A 14,912-nucleotide genomic window follows, 5' to 3' on the forward strand; every position below is an offset into this window, starting at 1 on the left:
GAGCAAAGCGAGCGAATCATCAAAAGGTGCGTGCCGTGCGAATGCACGGCCTCGCGAAGCGAGGTGTCAGCATGAGCACTGCCGCACCCCCCACCACTCCCGGCGTGCTCGGCGCCGGGAAGCCCGGCCTGTTCCAGGGCCTGCTGCGCCGCCGCGGCCTCGCCAAGCTCCTGCTGCTCGCCGTCGCCGCGGCCGTGCTGGTCCCGCTCGCCGCGACCACCTGGCCCGGGGCGTCCTGGCCCACCGGCCTGACCGTGGACGTCTCCGGCCCGCTCGACCACGCCAGTAACTGGATCATCGACAACCGCGACAGCCACTGGCTGTTCGTCTACGTCCTGGGCCACCTCAGCAACGCCGTGGTGCTCTCCGTCCGCGGCGTCTACCTGCTGCTGCTCGCGCTCGGCTGGACCGGTGTGACGGCCGGCGTGACGCTGCTGGCCTGGCGCGTCGCCGGCCTCCGGATCGCCGCCCTCGCCCTGGTGTCGTTCCTGGTCAGCGGGGCCCTGGGGATGTGGGTCCCGACCATGCAGACGCTGGCGCTGATGATCGTGGCGGTGCTCGCCTCGGTCGTCGTCGGCGCGCTGCTCGGGCTCGCCGCCGGCCTCTCCCCCCGGCTCTTCAAGATCCTGCGGCCTGTCCTGGACACCATGCAGGTGCTCCCGGCCTTCGCCTACCTCCTGCCGGTCGTCATGGTCTTCGGCATCGGCGTCCCCGCCGCGCTGCTGGCCACCGTGGTCTACGCGGCACCGCCGATGGCCCGGCTCACCGCGCTCGGCCTGCGCGGCGCGGACGCCGGGGTGCTGGAGGCGGTCTCCTCGCTCGGTGCCACCGGCCGCCAGCGCCTGGTCACCGCCCGGCTCCCGCTGGCCCGCAAGGAACTCCTGCTCGGTGTCAACCAGACGATCATGATGGCGCTGTCCATGGCCGTGATCGCCTCGATGATCGGCGCCGCCGGCCTCGGTGACCGCGTCTACCAGGCGCTCGCCTCGGTCGACGTCGGCAGCGCGCTGGCCGCCGCCATCCCGATCGTGCTGCTGGCCATCGTCATGGACCGCACCACCGCCGCGGCCGGCGAGAAGCTCGGCGCGGCTCCCTCGGCGGCCGGTCCGCGGCTGCTGCGCGGCTGGCCCGCCTGGGCCGGTATCGCCGCGGTCACCGCGGTGGTCGCGTTCGCCGGGCGGCTGGCCGGCTCCGCCGACTGGCCCGCCGGTGCCACGTTCGCCATCGCCCGCCCCGTCAACGACGTCAAGGAGTGGATGGTCAACCACCTCTACTCCGGCGTCCCGGTCGTCGGCGGCACCGCCGACTGGGCCGCGCACTTCACCAACTGGGTGCTCAACCCGCTGCGCGACGGCCTGACCGCCCTCCCCTGGTACGGCGTCCTGCTCATCGTCGCCGCCCTCGCCTGGCTCATCGGCACCTGGCGCACGGCGCTCACCGCCGTCCTGGCGATGGCCGCCATCGGCGTGCTGGGCGTCTGGAAGCCGTCCATGGACACCCTCTCCCAGGTCCTCGCCGCCCTGGTCGTCACCCTGGTGCTGGGCGTCGGCGTCGGCATCCTCGCGGCCGGCAGCAAGCGCTTCGAGGCCGTCCTGCGCCCGGTCCTGGACGTCATGCAGACCATGCCGCAGTTCGTCTACCTGATCCCGGTCGTGGCGCTGTTCGCGGTGGGCCGCGCGCCGGCCGCCGCCGCGGCGGTGGTCTACGCCCTGCCGGCGGTCATCCGGATCACCACCCAGGGCCTGCGCCAGGTCGACCCCGGCGCCATGGAGTCCGCCCATTCGCTGGGCGCCACCCGCTGGCAGACCCTCCGGCAGGTCCAACTCCCGCTGGCCCGGCCCGCGTTGCTGCTGGCCGTCAACCAGGGCGTGGTGCTCGTCCTCGCCGTCGTCATCATCGGCGGCCTGGTCGGCGGCGGTGCCCTCGGCTACGACGTGGTCACCGGCCTGGCCACCGGCAACCTCGCCATCGGCCTGGTCGCCGGTGTCGCCATCGTCTGCCTGGGCCTGATGCTCGACCGGGTCACCCAGCCCACGGAACGGCGCACCGCCGGGAAGGGAGCCTGACCATGCCCCGCACACCGATACGCGTCCGCACGCTCACCAAGGCCCTGGCCGCGACGGCCGCGACCGGCGCCCTGCTGGTGTCCCTCTCCGCCTGCGGCAAGGCCGACATGACCAAGCAGGCGTCGCCGTTCGCCGCCGCCAAGGGCTCCAAGTCCGTGACCCTGTCCGTGCAGACCTGGGTCGGCGCCCAGGCGAACGTCGCGGTGGCGAAGTACCTGCTCGAACACGAGCTGGGCTACCACGTCGACACCGTCCAGGTGGACGAGATCCCCGCCTGGGACGCGCTCAGCCAGGGCCGCGTCGACGCCATCCTGGAGGACTGGGGCCACCCCGACCAGGAGAAGCGCTACGTCCAGGACAAGAAGACCATCACGGCGGGCGGCGGCAACGGCGTCACCGGCCACATCGGCTGGTGGGTCCCCAAGTACTGGGCCGACGCCCACCCCGAGGTCACCGACTGGAAGAACCTCAACAAGTACGCCGACCAACTCCGCACCTCGGAGAGCGGCGACAAGGGCCAGTTGATGGACGGGTCACCGTCCTACGTGACCAACGACAAGGCGCTGGTGAAGAACCTCGGCCTGAACTACCAGGTCGTCTTCGCCGGTTCCGAGGCCGCCCAGATCACCCAGATCCAGCAGTTCGCCAAGCAGAAGAAGCCGTTCCTCACCTACTGGTACGAACCCCAGTGGCTCTTCAACCAGGTGCCGATGGTGGAGGTCAAACTCCCCAAGTACACCGACGCCTGCGCGGCGAAGGGGACCAAGGACCCGCAGTCCATCGACTGCGCGTACCCCACCACCCCGCTCCAGAAGTACTTCAACACCGACTTCGCCAAGAGCGGCAACTCCGCGGCGCAGTTCCTGAAGAACTTCCAGTGGGACAAGAAGGACCAGAACGAGGTCTCCGAAATGATCGCCTCCAGCGGCCTCCCGGCCGACGAGGCGGCCAAGAAGTGGGTGGACGAGCACCCCGACGTGTGGAAGCGCTGGCTGCCCGCGAAGAAGTAGCCGCATCCCACCATCCGCACCCGGGCGGGGCCGTCGACCACGGCCCCGCCCGGGTGCGTCTCCGACCGGTCGGCGGCGGGTGCGCCGACCGCCGGGCCGCTCAGTCCGCCAGCAGTTCGTCGACCAGGTCCACCGCCAGGTCGTGGGTCTGGTGGACCGGCAGGCCCTCGTCGAGGAACCAGTCGTCGGTGGCCTCGGGGTGGGGGCCGACCACGGCGACCTTGCCGGCGCCGCAGGCGGCGACGACGGCGGCGACGGTGCCGTTGGGGTAGGTGGCCAGGACGGTGGCGTCGGCGCCCGGGTCGAGGATGAAGTGCGGGCCGTCCTGGAAGTAGACGGTGCGCGGCAGGCCCCGCCACCGGGTCTCGACGACGGTGTCGCCGTCGTGGTCGACGGTCGCGCCGGGCGTGACGATGTACTGGTCGGTGTCGCCGGGGAGCAGGTCGAAGCCCGGGTCGTCGCCGGCCAGGTAGCCGCCGAGGCAGAAGCCCAGGTAGCGGCCGCCGCCCTGGACGTAGGTGCGGATCTCGTCGGCGTGCTTGCGCAGCCGGCGGTAGGCGGGGTCGAGGGAGCCGCCGCCGGGCTGGGCGTAGAGGTGGGCGTGCGCCAGCGACGTGGCGGAGAGCGGGATGCCCTCGGCCGGGCCGGTGTAGCGGACGTCGAGGTTCCAGGGGCCGGCCGCGAGGAGTGCGGCGACCGCCTCGGAGCAGCCGGCGGGGCGGGCGGCCGGGCCGCGGTAGACGAGGGCCAGGCGGCGGCCGTCCGGGGCGGGCAGCGGCACGGCGGCCGGCTCGCCGCGGGTGCCGAAGGCCCGGCGGAGGGCGTCGAGGAAGCGGGTGGGGGGAGTCATGGGCGCTCACCGTGGGGGCTGGTGGGGTGCGGGGTCGGCTCGGGGGAGGCGTGCTCACCGGCCCGGAAGGCCAGGCCCTGGGCGGGGATGCCGCGCCATGCGGTGCCGGGGGTGAGGTACTCACCCTTCATGACCAGGGAGAGCGCGTCGAGCCAGACGCCTTCGCCGACGATTCCGTCGTAGAGCACGACCGCGCGGTTGCCGACGGTGGCACCGGCCCGGACGGTGACCTTCGACATCTTCATGACGCGGTCCTCGAACAGGTGCGTCTGCAAGCTTACGCCCGCGCCGATCGCCGCGTCGTCGCCGATGTCGACCAGGTCGAACTCGGTGAGGAAGGTGGTGCCGAGCCACGTCCGGCGGCCGATCCGGGCGCCGAACAGGCGCAGCGCCGGCGGCAGGAACGGGGTGCCGGTGAGGGTGCCGAGCCCGGCCGGTACGGCGGCCGCCTCGTAGAGGCCGGTGACGAACTCGGTGCGGCGGACGAACCCGCTCCACAGCGGTTCGACGCGCGGCCGGTAGCCGCCCACGACCAGGAGTTTGAGCAGCGCGCAGACGGCGATGACGGTCAGTCCGGAGCCCATGAGGAGCAGCGGGGCGAGGAGGAGCGGGAGGGCCGGGGAGGGGCTGCGGGCGACGTCGGAGAGGCCGAGGAGGAAGCCGAAGGCGGCGGCGCCCAGGAGGGACGCCGGCATGGTGGCGCGGAAGTACTCGACGGCCAGGCGGCGGCGGACCGCCTTGCGGGTGGGACGGAACGTCAGCTCCTCGGGGAAGGTGCCGCTGCTCTGCCGCTGCGGGAGGTTGATCGCGGGGGAGCCCAGCCAGGAGGTGCCGGGGGGCACCTCCTCCCCGGGCGGGACGGTGCCGACGCCGACCAGGGAGCCCGGTCCGGTCCGCGTCCCGGCCGGCAGGTACGCCGCGTTGCCGATGAACGCGCGGCTGCCGACCTCGGTGCGGCGGCAGACGACCCGGCCGCCCGCGAACGCCGCGCCGCCGACCCCCGCCATGTCCGCCACGAAACTGCCCTCGCCGAGGGTGAGCAGGTCCGGGTCGAGGTGGGCGGCGGTGGACACCTCGGCGCCGGGGCCGATCCGGGCGCCCAGCAGCCGCAGCCAGGGCACGGTGTAGAGGGTGGCGTAGAGGGAGTTGGTGAAGGTGAGGCTGGACTCCAGCAGTTTGTCGGAGAGCCACTTGCGGACGCCGAGGGCGGAGCGGACCGGGTGGGTGCCGACCGGGGTGCGGTGCAGGATCAGCCGCTTGGCGCAGACGATCGCGGTGCACACGGAGAGCACGTAGAGGGGGGCGGCCAGGGTCAGGGTGGCTGCGACGGCGGGGCCGCTGCCCCAGGTCAGCCAGACGCACCACACCAGGGCCGTGCCCGGCACCAGGACGGTCAGGGTGAGGAGTTCGAGCAGGGCGACGCCCAGCACCGCGGCGGCGACGTGCCGCGGGCGGCCGGGTTCGGTCGTGCCGCCGGCCCGCAGCATGTCCTCGATGGGTGGGGCCAGCGCCGGTACCGGGGCGGGCGGGGAGCCGGCCCACCGGGCCCTGGGCGGCACCACCTCGCCCTCCCCGATCACCGACTGCTCGCCCAGTCCGGCGCCCGCCGCCATCCGGGCGCCCGGTTCCAGCACCGCATGGGCGCCTACGTAGGCGCAGGGGCCGATGTCTATCGGGGCGACGGTCACCCAGCCGTCCGCCACCCGCCAGGCGCGCAGTGTGACGCCGTAGCCGATCGACGCGTCCGCGCCGATCCGGAGCAGCGCCGGCAGCGGGACGACGCCGGTGGCGATGGTCGTCCGCGGCCCGATCCGGGCGCCCAGCAGCCGCAGGTAGCGGCCCATCAGGGGGGAGCCGCTCAGCGCGGGCAGCGGGCTGATGCTCAGCAGCAGGGCGAGCGCCCACAGGCGGAGGTAGGTCGTGCCCCACAAGGGGTAGCGGCCCGGCCGGATACCGGCCGACAGGGGGCGGGCGAGGACCACCGGCAGCAGCCAGCGGACGCCGAAGTAGCCGACCAGCACGGCCAGTACGGACAGCACCGGTACCAGGGTCCGGCCGGTGGACTCGCCGTTCTCCCAGCTGAAGGCGGCGGCCAGCGGGAGGGTCAGGACGAACAGCAGAAGGTAGATCAGCCCGCCCTGGACCAGCCCGGCGGCGGCGATCCGGGGGCCGCCGTGCCGGAGCGGGCGGGGACGGACCGGCAGCGCGCTGCCGCCGCAGCTCCCCGCGCTGCCGCCGCTCGTGCCGCCGCCACGGCTGGTACTTCTGCCGCCGTCCGTACGACGGCCGCCGTTCCGGAGGCCGTCGGCGCTCCCCGGGCCGCTGGCGCCCGCCGGCCGGTCGCCGGCCGGTCCGCCGCCGTCGGCCCCGGTCTGCGGGCCGCTCAGCGCGTCCAGGCGGGCCGCCAGACCGCGCACCGTCGGGTGGGCGTAGACGTCGCGCAGGGTGGCGCCGGTGTCGCCGCCGATGCCGCGGCTGCGGAGCAGCGACACGACCTGGGCGGCGAGCAACGAGTGCCCGCCGAGGTCGCCGAAGAAGTCCGCGTCGGTGGACAGTGCGTCGGGGCCCATGCCGAACACCTCGGCCCAGACGTCCCGCACCCGGGTCTCCAGCGCGTCCCGCGGCGGCGCCACCCGGCCGCCGCCGCCCAACCGCCGCCCGGTCGGCGCGGGCAGCCGCCGGCGGTCCACCTTGCCGCTCGGCATGGCCGGCAGCCGGGGGAGGATGTCGAGGAAGGGCGGCACCATGTAGGCGGGGAGCCGGTGTTGCAGCCGCTGGTGCAGCCGGGCGACCAGGGCGTCCCCGTCCGCGGTACCGGTCTGCCCGGCACCGCTCCGGGCCGGCACCACGTACGCGGACAGCTCCCGGTTGTCGTCCGCGCCGTCCCGGTCCGGCAGCGCCACCAGCGCGGTGGCGGCCTCGGCCACCCCGGGGTCCTCCAGCAGGACGTTGTCGATCTCGCCGAGGTCGACCCGGTAGCCGCGGACCTTCACCTCGTCGTCGGCCCGCCCCAGGAACTCGATCTCCCCGTCCGCGGTGATCCGGCCGAGGTCGCCGGTGCGGTAGAGCCGGCCGCCCCCGGGCGCCAGCGGGTGGGCGATGAAGCGGTCCGCGGTCAGCTCCGGGCGCCGCACATAGCCGCGGGCGACACCCGGGCCGCCCACGCAGATCTCTCCGATCGCCCCGTCCGGGACCGGCCGGCGCAGGTCGTCGAGGAGTACCGCCGTGTAGGTGGGCAGCGGGCGGCCGATCGTCACCGTCCGGCCCGGCCGGAGTTCCGCGACGGTGGCGGTGACGGTGGTCTCGGTCGGCCCGTAGGTGTTGAGGATCCGGCGCCCCGGTCGGCTCCACCGCTCGACGAGCCGGGGCGGGCAGACCTCGCCGCCCACCATGATGCCGCGCACCGCCGGCAGGTCCCGGGGGATCGTCGCCAGCAGCGTCGGCACGCAGTAGAAGAGCGTGATCCCGGACTCCTCCAGGACGTCGGCGAGTTCGGCGCCGAGCCGCGAACCGGCGCCGATCGGCCCCGCGACGAGGGTCCCGCCGACCGTCCAGGTGGGCCAGATCTCCTCGATGGAGAAGTCGAAGGAGATGGTCATGCCCTGGTAGACCCGGTCGTCCGGGCGCACGTCGTAGACGTCGGGGACGACGTCGAGGAAGTTGCAGATGCTGGAGTGCGCGATGGCCACGCCCTTGGGGCGGCCGCTGGAGCCCGAGGTGTACATGATGTACGCGAGCGGGTCGTCGGGGTCGTCGGCCCCCGGGCCCGGTGGTGCCGCCAGCCGGCCGGGGTCCGGGTCCGGCGCGGGGGCCGGTTCGGGCGGGGTGACCGGGGCGGCGGCCAGTTCGGCGGCCAGCGTGTCGAGCCGCACCACGTTCGCCCGGCGGCCGGTCACCGCCGCGGCCAGCTCCGAAACGGTCAGTACGGCCTCCACCTCGGCGTCCGCCGCGATGAACGCGACCCGGTCCGCGGGCGCCGCCGGGTCGATCGGGACGAACGCCGCGCCCGCCTTGCCGACGGCCAGCAGCGCCGCGTACATGTCCACCGACCGCGGCACCAGGATCGCGACCCGGGACCCCGCGCCGATGCCCAGGGCGCGGAGGTGGTGGGCGAGTTGGTTGGCGCGGGCGTCGAGTTCGGCGTAGGTCAGGACGTGCGGCCCGCACTCCAGGGCCGTGGCCGAGGGCACGCGGGCACAGGTGGATTCGAAGAGGCGGTGGAGCCGCGTTGCGATCCGCCTGGTCGTGCCCATGACTCCATCGGATCGCCGATCACCCGTGATCGCATGTCCGGTCCCGGGCATCCCGGCTGACCTGCGCTTTTCATGGGAAGTCCGGGGCGGCTCGGGCGTGTCAGCGGTGGTGCCGGTGGTCACCCGATCGTATGGCCGCGGCCCCGCCGGGCCCTCGCGCGCCCCGCGGCGCTCCAGGCTGGGGGGCGCCCCAGACCCGCCCGGGGACCCGCCCCGGCGCACGAAAGGCCCGGCCCGTCATGCACCTGCCGCCGCCGCACTGCCCGATCCCCGAATGCCAGGACCGGCTGTGGAAGGACACCACCACCACCGAGGTCCACTGGGACAACTGGCGCTGGTGGTGCCACCGCTGCGACAAGAAGTGGTACCCGACCCGTGAGCAGATCGAGCAGTACCGGCACGGGGTCGGGGCGGGCCACCGGGACCCCCGGGTACCGGCCCGCCTGTGCTGACGGGCCCGCGCCGACGCGCCCCGCACCGCGCGGCGCCGGCCGTCAGACCTGGCCGGGCTGCTCCCCCGGCCACGGCACCTCGGTGGGCACCGGCGCGCTGTAGTCGACGCCGGGCACCGCGAAGCCGTAGAGGCGGTGCACCTCGCCGTGGAACCAGCCCAGGTCGGCGAGTTCCGCGATGTTCTCCGTCGCCGCCGCCTGCCACCGCTCGGCGACCGCGGCCTGCACCTCCGGGTTCAGCTCCCAGGTGTCCAGGCGGACCCGGCCCTCCTCGTCCAGGTCGAGCGGACGGGCCCCGGTCAGCTGGTCCCACAGGTCGCTCAGCTGGGCGGTCGGCGCCATCATCCGCTCGCCGAGGACGCCGCGCAGCAGGCCGACGTAGAGCGCGATCCCCGGGATGGCGGTGGAGGACTGGGTGACCGCGGCGCCGTTGACGGAGGTCACCGCACGCCCGCCGACCAGCTCCGACAGGCGCTTGTCGAGGACCAGGGCGGTGCCCTCCAGGTGGGCCTTGGCGGCGCCGATGGTGCCCTTGCGGTAGATCCCCTCGGTCAGCGACGAGCCGATGTAGGAGAGCGCCGCGGTGGAGAAGCCGTCGGCGAGCAGACCGCGCCCGGCCAGGTGGTCGATCCACCGCTCCCAGTCGGCGCCGCCCATCACCGCCACGGTCTGCGCGATGTCCTCCTCGGCGGCCGGTGCGGTCTCCACCTCCTTGACCTCGGGCGCGCCGTCGCCGTCGAAGACCAGGGTCCGGGTGCGGGACGGCGCGCCGATCGGCTGGAGGACCGAGGCGTAGGTGGTGCCGGTCTCCGGGTCGGTGCGGCGGGGCGCGGCGACCGAGTAGACGAGGTGGTCGAGCTTCCCGCCGAAGCGCTGCTCCAGCAGGTCGGCGACCTGGTCCTTGACCTCGTCGGAGAACGCGTCCCCGTTGACGAAGACCATGTCCCGGCCGGCCTCGCGGGCGAGTTCCGCGGTCGCGGCGGTGCGGTACCAGCCGGCGGTGGCGGTGCGCCGGGCGCTGCCCGGCTTCTCGAAGCAGACACCGATGCCGCGGATTCCGACGCGCTTGAGGCCGGCCAGGGTGGCGGCCAGGCCGTATCCGGCGGACGAGCCGATGACGAGGGCCACCGGGCCGTCGGCGGGCGGCGTCGCGGCGGGCGCGGCCACCGCCTCCCACATGTCGGAGACCAGCTGCCGGCACCCGGCGGGGTGGGAGTCGAGGAAGAGGAACCCGCGGCTGCGGGGACGGTCGATGACGCGATCGGTCACGGTGGGGTCCTTGGGACGGTTCGGACAGGACACCAGTGATTGTCCCGATCTTCCGGCGGTGGCGGCCCACCGCCCCGCCCGGCGCGGCGGAACGGCATAGTAGAGCGCGGCCCCCGCAGGGGCATGACAGCCAGCAGGGGAGTACCAACCGGTGTCGGCGCCACCACCACCGTGCCGCGCCGCACCGGCACGTTCACACGCACCAGGGGGGAACGACACCATGCCGTCCACGTCGCCCACGCCGTCCATACCTTCCACGCCGTCCCGGGAACCCCGGGGCCGCTCCCGGCGCCGCCGGACCGTGCTCGCCGCCGCGGCCACCGCCGTGCTGCTCGCGGCCACCGCGACCGCCTGCGGCCCCGACGGCACCGTGGGCGGGAGTTCGGCGGTCGGCAACCAGAAGGCCGGCGGCCCGCACCTGCCCGACGGGGCGCCGACCAGCCTCGACGACCTGAAGAAGTGGAAGGACGGCGGCTGGAAGAACTGGGACAAGTGGGCCCACGAAGCCCAGGACTTCGCCAACCCGATCATCAAGGACCACTGGAAGCCGGACCGGTTGGCGCAGGCCCAGGCGGCCCCCGACCTCGGCGTCCAGGGCAGCGTGGCGGCCGGCGGCTTCGACGGCAGCGACCCCGAACCCCGGCCGGTCACCGCACAGGAGGTCACCCGCCCCTACCACCGCAACATGGCCCCGGTCGGGAAGATCTTCTTCGACAGCCCCAAGGGCCCGATGGTCTGCTCCGGCACCATCGTCGAGGACCCGGCGCACCCCGGGAAGTCCAACCTGGTGTGGACCGCCGGGCACTGCGTCCACTCCGGCCGGCAGGGCGGCTGGATGCGCAACATCGTCTTCGTCCCGTCGTACAACGACACCGGCGTCCCGATGAGCCAGGTCGGCACCACCCCGACCCAGCAGGTCACCCCCTACGGCCGCTTCTGGGCGGACTGGATCAGCACGTCCGGCGAGTGGATCGACATGGGCAGCACCGAGTCCGGCAACGCCGGTTCCGCGTACGACTTCGCGGTGCTGCACGTCCGGCCGGAGAACGGCGGCGGCAAGTCCCTCCAGGAGACCGTCGGCGCGGCCGCCCAGGTCTGGTTCAACGCCCCGCACGCCGACCGCATCGACTCGGTCAAGGCGTTCGGCTACCCGGCCGCGCCGCCCTACGACGGCGCCCGCATGATGGCCTGCCTCGACCGCCCCGGCCGCCTCACCATGCAGCAGGGCACGCCCGCCATGGACCGGATCGGCTGCACGATGACCGGCGGCACGTCCGGCGGCGGCTGGTTCGTCGGCCGCGACGGCAAGCTCACGCTGATCTCCAACACCTCGATCAGCTCCAACGCTCACACCTGGCTCGCCGGCCCGTACCTGGGCCCGGAGGCGCAACGCGTCTTCGACACGGTGAGCCGGAAGTTCGCGGGGCGGTAGGCGGGGCCCGACTGCCGCACGAGGGCCCCCGGATCTGCGTCACCACGCGGATCCGGGGGCCCTTTGGCGTCAGCTGCGGTCGCCGCCCTTCAGCGCGTCGGTGAACGCGCCCCAGGCGCCGTCGGGGAAGACGAGGTGGGGCCCGGCGGGGTTCTTGCTGTCGCGTATGGCGTGGCCGCCGGTGGGTATGGGGGCGACCTCTACACAGTTGCCTTCCTGGGTCGAGTACGAGGACTTCCGAAACACGCCCGTGCTCTGCGGCTTCATGCTGTCACTTCCTTGTGCTGCGGTCCGTTCTCAAGGAATTCCCGGATGCGCCCAGCGCTTTCGTCCGGTGGTAGAGCTGCCGAGCGCAGCTGGTCGAAGACGTTGACATAGTGCGCAAGGTCCTCAGGTCCTTCTACCACGTTGGTGTGCGCAGGGCCGTCCAGAGTTACTGCTTCCACGTTCGCCTCTGCCCCGAACGAGAAGCCCGAGAACGAACTCGACATACCGGCAATCAGACTTGCTTCCGCGGGGAGCAGTTGGATCGTGACGTTCTGCCGCTTCCCGACATCCAATAGCCGCGTCAACTGTCCTTCCCTCACGTGAGGTTCGGAGAGTAGGGCTGTGAGGGCTGGTTCCCAAATGATCGCGGTGAACCAAGCCCCTCCTTCCTCGATCCGCCGTTGCCGCTCCTGGCGGAGCTTCGCAAGCTCGACGACCTGCTGGGGCGGGATGTGCCGTGGCCCTATGCCGATGACTGCTTCGCTGTAGTCGGGAGTCTGCAACAAGCCTGGGACGAGGATCGGTTCCCAGGACCGGATATGTGTGGCCTCGTTTTCCAGGGCGATGTGGTCCATGTAGCTGGCTCGGACCGTCGCTTGGTAATCGATCCACCAGCCGCGCTCGTTGCTCTTCCGCGCCCATTCGAGCAGCCTGGCCCGCTCGTCCGTATTCTCCACGCCGTACAGGTCGAGGAGCGTGCGGACCTCAAGCCCCGACGCGGACGTGTGTCCGCTCTCCATGCGACTGATCTTGGAGACGGACTTCGTAATCGCCTCGGCGGCGTCGGGTTGATCCAAGCCGGCGGTCTCGCGATACCGCCTCAGTGCGTTGCCTAGCCTGCGGCTGCGAACCGTCGGCCTCCCGCCTGCGGGCATGAGCGCCCTCCTTTCAACGACCGCCTCACTGTGCCCCGTTGACTCGTAACGGATCCAGTCTGCGCGCTCACGCACAGCAATGGCAAACTTGCATGGCCAAAGCTTGCAAACTTGCGGACGTGCGCCCTAGCGTGAGGTTTCGTCACTCGGCGCATGCGTATTGAAGCGCTGCGTAGTGATATCGCTCCGTCACGCGCACCAAGGGGATAGCCATGTCCGCACGCGCCCGGTTCGTAGTAACTTCGCCCGCCGCTCTCGCCGTCGCCTACCGGCTCCCGTCCGCCGCGCGCAGCGTCGGATGGGCCCGCAGGGAGCTTCGGCGGCAACTGCGCGCATGGCGCGTGGGCGGTGAACTCGCCGACCACGCACAGCTATTGGTCTCCGAACTCGTCACCAACGCCGTGCGGGCGCACGCCGGGCTGTCCGTGCCCGCGCCCGCGATCGGGGTCCGGTTCGTGCTGTCGGACGACCGCCTGCGGCTGGAGGTGCGCGACGTGAGCGACGAGGAACCAGTGGTCAACGAGTCGACGGGGATCGAGGAGGAATCGGAATGTGGTCGTGGCTTAGTTCTCGTGGACGCCTTGGCAAGTGGCTGGGGGGTGGTCCGGGACGGCACCGGAAAGGTGGTGTGGGCCGAATTCCCGCTGCCTGCACCGGAGATGCCGTGACGGCCCTGGGGGACGTGGCGGTCTACCGGGCGGAGCTGGTGGTCCACCGCCCGTCCGGGCCGTCGATCGACCTCGGGGGCGTGGTGACGTACTCGCCGCGCCGGGCGGTGCGATGGGTGCGGACGCGGGCCGAGCAGGTCGCGCAGCAGTTAGGGGCGCCCTCCGGGGCGGGGGTACTCGACTGGCTCGGCGACCAGGTCGATTTCGGCCGGGCTGTGTACGGGCTGATGGCCGGAAATCCCGTCACCCTGACCGTCGTTGACGCCGAGGGGTGCGCGTACGCCCTCGTGGCCCGCCCCGGTGGCGGAGCCGTCGGTACGTACGGGAACGGCGCACCGCAGGGCCGGGGGGCGGCATGGCTGGCGGCATGACGCGGACGGGCCGGACGGAGACGGGGCTGGCCGTGCCCGGGATCTGGTGCGAGCGGACGGTGTACCGCTCCGTGCACGCGGACGAGGTGGCGTCCTGGACGTCCCTCGCGGTCGCGACCCCGCTGCGGGCCGTGCGGGAGATCGCCGCGGATGCCCGCCGGCTGGCCGCCGGGCTGTCCGGACGGGCGCGTGAGCGGGCACTGCGCGAGGTGGACGGCGACGGATGCCTGGGGGCGGTGTCCGCACTGCACCGCGGGGAGCCCTGCGGGCTGACGCTGAACTGCGCGGGCACCTGGGTGGAGTGGTCGGCGCACCCGGTGCTCTTCCTGCCGGTCGTCAGCCGGACCGGACCGAGGCGCTGCCGGGGGGACGGCGGGGCGGAAGGCTTCGGCGCCGGCGTACCGCAGTGATCGCTCGGTGCCGGGCGGGCAAGGGGCGCGGCCGCCCTGGAAATCGATCACGGATACTGGCAGGGCAAGGCTTCCCCGCAGCAGAGGACACACCCCATGAAGCTCAGCCGCCCGGTCTCCTGGTTCCTCCTCGCCTTCGGCGCCTGGTCGTGGGTGGTCTGGGTCACCTTCGTGAAGAACCTGGTCAAGGACGCCAGCGGGCTGGCCTTCGACCACGGCAACCCCACCGCGTACTTCTGGATCCACCTCACCCTGGCCATCGTGTCCTTCCTCCTGGGCACCGCGATCGGCGTGCTCGGGTTCCGGGGCCTTCGCGCCCTGCGCCGCGAGACGGCGGCGGGCGCGGTGACGGAGGTCTGAGGGCCGCGGCAGACCTCCTTGCCCCAGGCAGCCCCCGTTATGGGACGGGGGCTGCGGTGGGTGCGAACGATCACCGGTAGGGAAGGCTCAGGCCGTCATCGGCTCACTCGTCCTCTCCGCCGCTGGGCTGCGGAGCGGGATCGCGGGGCGCCTCGGGCGGCATGGGGCCGCCATCGTGCTTCCCGCCGTCGTCCTCGGCGACGACCTCCAGGTCCCGGGGGTGCCGGAACGGGACGCCGGGCCAGCCCTCGGTGTCGCGCGGGCGCGTGTCCATCGTTTCGACCGCCGCAGCGCTCATCGATCAACTCCACTCTCGTGAGGGGCCGTGCCCGTACCGTCGGAGACACGACCCGAAGGCCCGCAGGGTTTCCCGCGGTTGGGTGCCCCGCCCCGACTGCTCGCTGTCCGGGGTTCTGCCACCGGGGCGGGAGTTCTCGTTCCTACTGACGCCCCTTGACCTGACAGGTGGAGCAGGGGAAGGGGCGCTGAGGCTCAGAGGCAAGGGCTACTGCATCGGCTCGACCCGCTACAGGGCCGTCTGACGGCCGCCTTGGTTCGTCCTCTGTAATGTCACCGGCTGGCGTGGGGCACTCGGAACCGGGGCAGTTCACGCTTCGCCGTGCCCACCG

The 14,912-nt window shown here is 72.9% G+C and carries 14 protein-coding genes; 8 read left to right on the forward strand and 6 right to left on the reverse strand.

Going from position 1 to position 14,912, the window contains the following annotated elements; all coding sequences use genetic code 11:
• Positions 1-71 precede the first annotated feature (71 nt).
• Positions 72-2,066 (forward strand): ABC transporter permease subunit, encoded by a 1,995-nt coding sequence (locus CG747_RS29920; RefSeq protein ID WP_100605098.1) that lies wholly within the window; start codon positions 72-74, stop codon positions 2,064-2,066.
• 2 nt (positions 2,067-2,068) lie between these two features.
• Positions 2,069-3,076: an ABC transporter substrate-binding protein gene (locus CG747_RS29925; protein WP_100604967.1), complete on the forward strand. Its 1,008-nt coding sequence runs from the start codon at positions 2,069-2,071 to the stop codon at positions 3,074-3,076.
• 100 nt (positions 3,077-3,176) lie between these two features.
• On the opposite strand, the gene CG747_RS29930 is transcribed toward CG747_RS29925, so the two are convergent.
• Positions 3,177-3,926, reverse strand: a complete 750-nt coding sequence (locus CG747_RS29930) for a BPL-N domain-containing protein (protein ID WP_100604968.1) — start codon at positions 3,924-3,926, stop codon at positions 3,177-3,179.
• Positions 3,923-8,179 (reverse strand): Pls/PosA family non-ribosomal peptide synthetase, encoded by a 4,257-nt coding sequence (locus CG747_RS29935; protein ID WP_100604969.1) that lies wholly within the window; start codon positions 8,177-8,179, stop codon positions 3,923-3,925. Before CG747_RS29935 ends, CG747_RS29930 begins: the two co-directional genes overlap by 4 nt.
• Before the next feature lie 239 nt (positions 8,180-8,418).
• Between CG747_RS29935 and CG747_RS29940 the strand changes: the two genes are divergently transcribed.
• Positions 8,419-8,631 carry a hypothetical protein gene (locus CG747_RS29940; protein ID WP_100604970.1) on the forward strand — a complete coding sequence of 71 codons (213 nt, stop codon included), beginning with the start codon at positions 8,419-8,421 and terminating at the stop codon, positions 8,629-8,631.
• Positions 8,632-8,673: 42 nt separating this feature from the next.
• On the opposite strand, the gene fabV is transcribed toward CG747_RS29940, so the two are convergent.
• On the reverse strand, positions 8,674-9,900 hold the full coding sequence (gene fabV, locus CG747_RS29945; protein WP_100604971.1) for an enoyl-[acyl-carrier-protein] reductase FabV: 1,227 nt from the start codon (positions 9,898-9,900) through the stop codon (positions 8,674-8,676).
• 220 nt (positions 9,901-10,120) lie between these two features.
• Here fabV and CG747_RS29950 point away from each other — a divergent pair, with 220 nt between their 5' ends.
• Positions 10,121-11,332 (forward strand): serine protease, encoded by a 1,212-nt coding sequence (locus CG747_RS29950; RefSeq protein ID WP_100604972.1) that lies wholly within the window; start codon positions 10,121-10,123, stop codon positions 11,330-11,332.
• A gap of 69 nt (positions 11,333-11,401) precedes the next feature.
• Here CG747_RS29950 and CG747_RS29955 read toward each other — a convergent pair whose 3' ends face one another.
• Positions 11,402-11,599, reverse strand: a complete 198-nt coding sequence (locus CG747_RS29955; protein WP_100604973.1) for a DUF397 domain-containing protein — start codon at positions 11,597-11,599, stop codon at positions 11,402-11,404.
• Positions 11,596-12,474 carry a helix-turn-helix transcriptional regulator gene (locus CG747_RS29960; protein WP_100604974.1) on the reverse strand — a complete coding sequence of 293 codons (879 nt, stop codon included), beginning with the start codon at positions 12,472-12,474 and terminating at the stop codon, positions 11,596-11,598. Before CG747_RS29960 ends, CG747_RS29955 begins: the two co-directional genes overlap by 4 nt.
• 212 nt (positions 12,475-12,686) lie before the next feature.
• On the opposite strand from CG747_RS29960, the gene CG747_RS29965 reads away from it, so the two are divergent.
• The 4 genes from CG747_RS29965 to CG747_RS29980 all read left to right on the forward strand — a co-directional run bounded on the left by CG747_RS29965 (position 12,687) and on the right by CG747_RS29980 (position 14,283).
• Complete coding sequence (locus CG747_RS29965) at positions 12,687-13,142, forward strand: ATP-binding protein (RefSeq protein ID WP_100604975.1); 456 nt, start codon at positions 12,687-12,689, stop codon at positions 13,140-13,142.
• Entirely contained in the window at positions 13,139-13,513 is a 375-nt protein-coding gene (locus CG747_RS29970) for a hypothetical protein (RefSeq protein WP_100604976.1), read from the forward strand. Before CG747_RS29965 ends, CG747_RS29970 begins: the two co-directional genes overlap by 4 nt.
• Positions 13,510-13,923, forward strand: a complete 414-nt coding sequence (locus CG747_RS29975; protein WP_100605099.1) for a hypothetical protein — start codon at positions 13,510-13,512, stop codon at positions 13,921-13,923. Before CG747_RS29970 ends, CG747_RS29975 begins: the two co-directional genes overlap by 4 nt.
• A gap of 96 nt (positions 13,924-14,019) precedes the next feature.
• The gene (locus CG747_RS29980) at positions 14,020-14,283 is read left to right on the forward strand and encodes an SCO4848 family membrane protein (RefSeq protein WP_100604977.1); all 264 of its coding nucleotides are present in this window, start codon (positions 14,020-14,022) and stop codon (positions 14,281-14,283) included.
• A gap of 103 nt (positions 14,284-14,386) precedes the next feature.
• Here CG747_RS29980 and CG747_RS29985 read toward each other — a convergent pair whose 3' ends face one another.
• Positions 14,387-14,581, reverse strand: a complete 195-nt coding sequence (locus tag CG747_RS29985; protein ID WP_100604978.1) for a hypothetical protein — start codon at positions 14,579-14,581, stop codon at positions 14,387-14,389.
• Between the last annotated feature and the right edge of the window lie 331 nt (positions 14,582-14,912).

This window comes from Streptomyces sp. CB02959 (assembly GCF_002803155.1).
Lineage (GTDB): Bacteria > Actinomycetota > Actinomycetes > Streptomycetales > Streptomycetaceae > Streptomyces.

Coding starts and splice junctions, on each gene's coding strand:
- CG747_RS29920 (WP_100605098.1), top strand. CDS start 72: ATGAGCACTGCCGCACCCCCCACCACTCCCGGCGTGCTCGGCGCCGGG.
- CG747_RS29925 (WP_100604967.1), top strand. CDS start 2,069: ATGCCCCGCACACCGATACGCGTCCGCACGCTCACCAAGGCCCTGGCC.
- CG747_RS29930 (WP_100604968.1), bottom strand. CDS start 3,926: ATGACTCCCCCCACCCGCTTCCTCGACGCCCTCCGCCGGGCCTTCGGC.
- CG747_RS29935 (WP_100604969.1), bottom strand. CDS start 8,179: ATGGGCACGACCAGGCGGATCGCAACGCGGCTCCACCGCCTCTTCGAA.
- CG747_RS29940 (WP_100604970.1), top strand. CDS start 8,419: ATGCACCTGCCGCCGCCGCACTGCCCGATCCCCGAATGCCAGGACCGG.
- CG747_RS29950 (WP_100604972.1), top strand. CDS start 10,121: ATGCCGTCCACGTCGCCCACGCCGTCCATACCTTCCACGCCGTCCCGG.
- CG747_RS29955 (WP_100604973.1), bottom strand. CDS start 11,599: ATGAAGCCGCAGAGCACGGGCGTGTTTCGGAAGTCCTCGTACTCGACC.
- CG747_RS29960 (WP_100604974.1), bottom strand. CDS start 12,474: ATGCCCGCAGGCGGGAGGCCGACGGTTCGCAGCCGCAGGCTAGGCAAC.
- CG747_RS29965 (WP_100604975.1), top strand. CDS start 12,687: ATGTCCGCACGCGCCCGGTTCGTAGTAACTTCGCCCGCCGCTCTCGCC.
- CG747_RS29975 (WP_100605099.1), top strand. CDS start 13,510: ATGACGCGGACGGGCCGGACGGAGACGGGGCTGGCCGTGCCCGGGATC.
- CG747_RS29980 (WP_100604977.1), top strand. CDS start 14,020: ATGAAGCTCAGCCGCCCGGTCTCCTGGTTCCTCCTCGCCTTCGGCGCC.
- CG747_RS29985 (WP_100604978.1), bottom strand. CDS start 14,581: ATGAGCGCTGCGGCGGTCGAAACGATGGACACGCGCCCGCGCGACACC.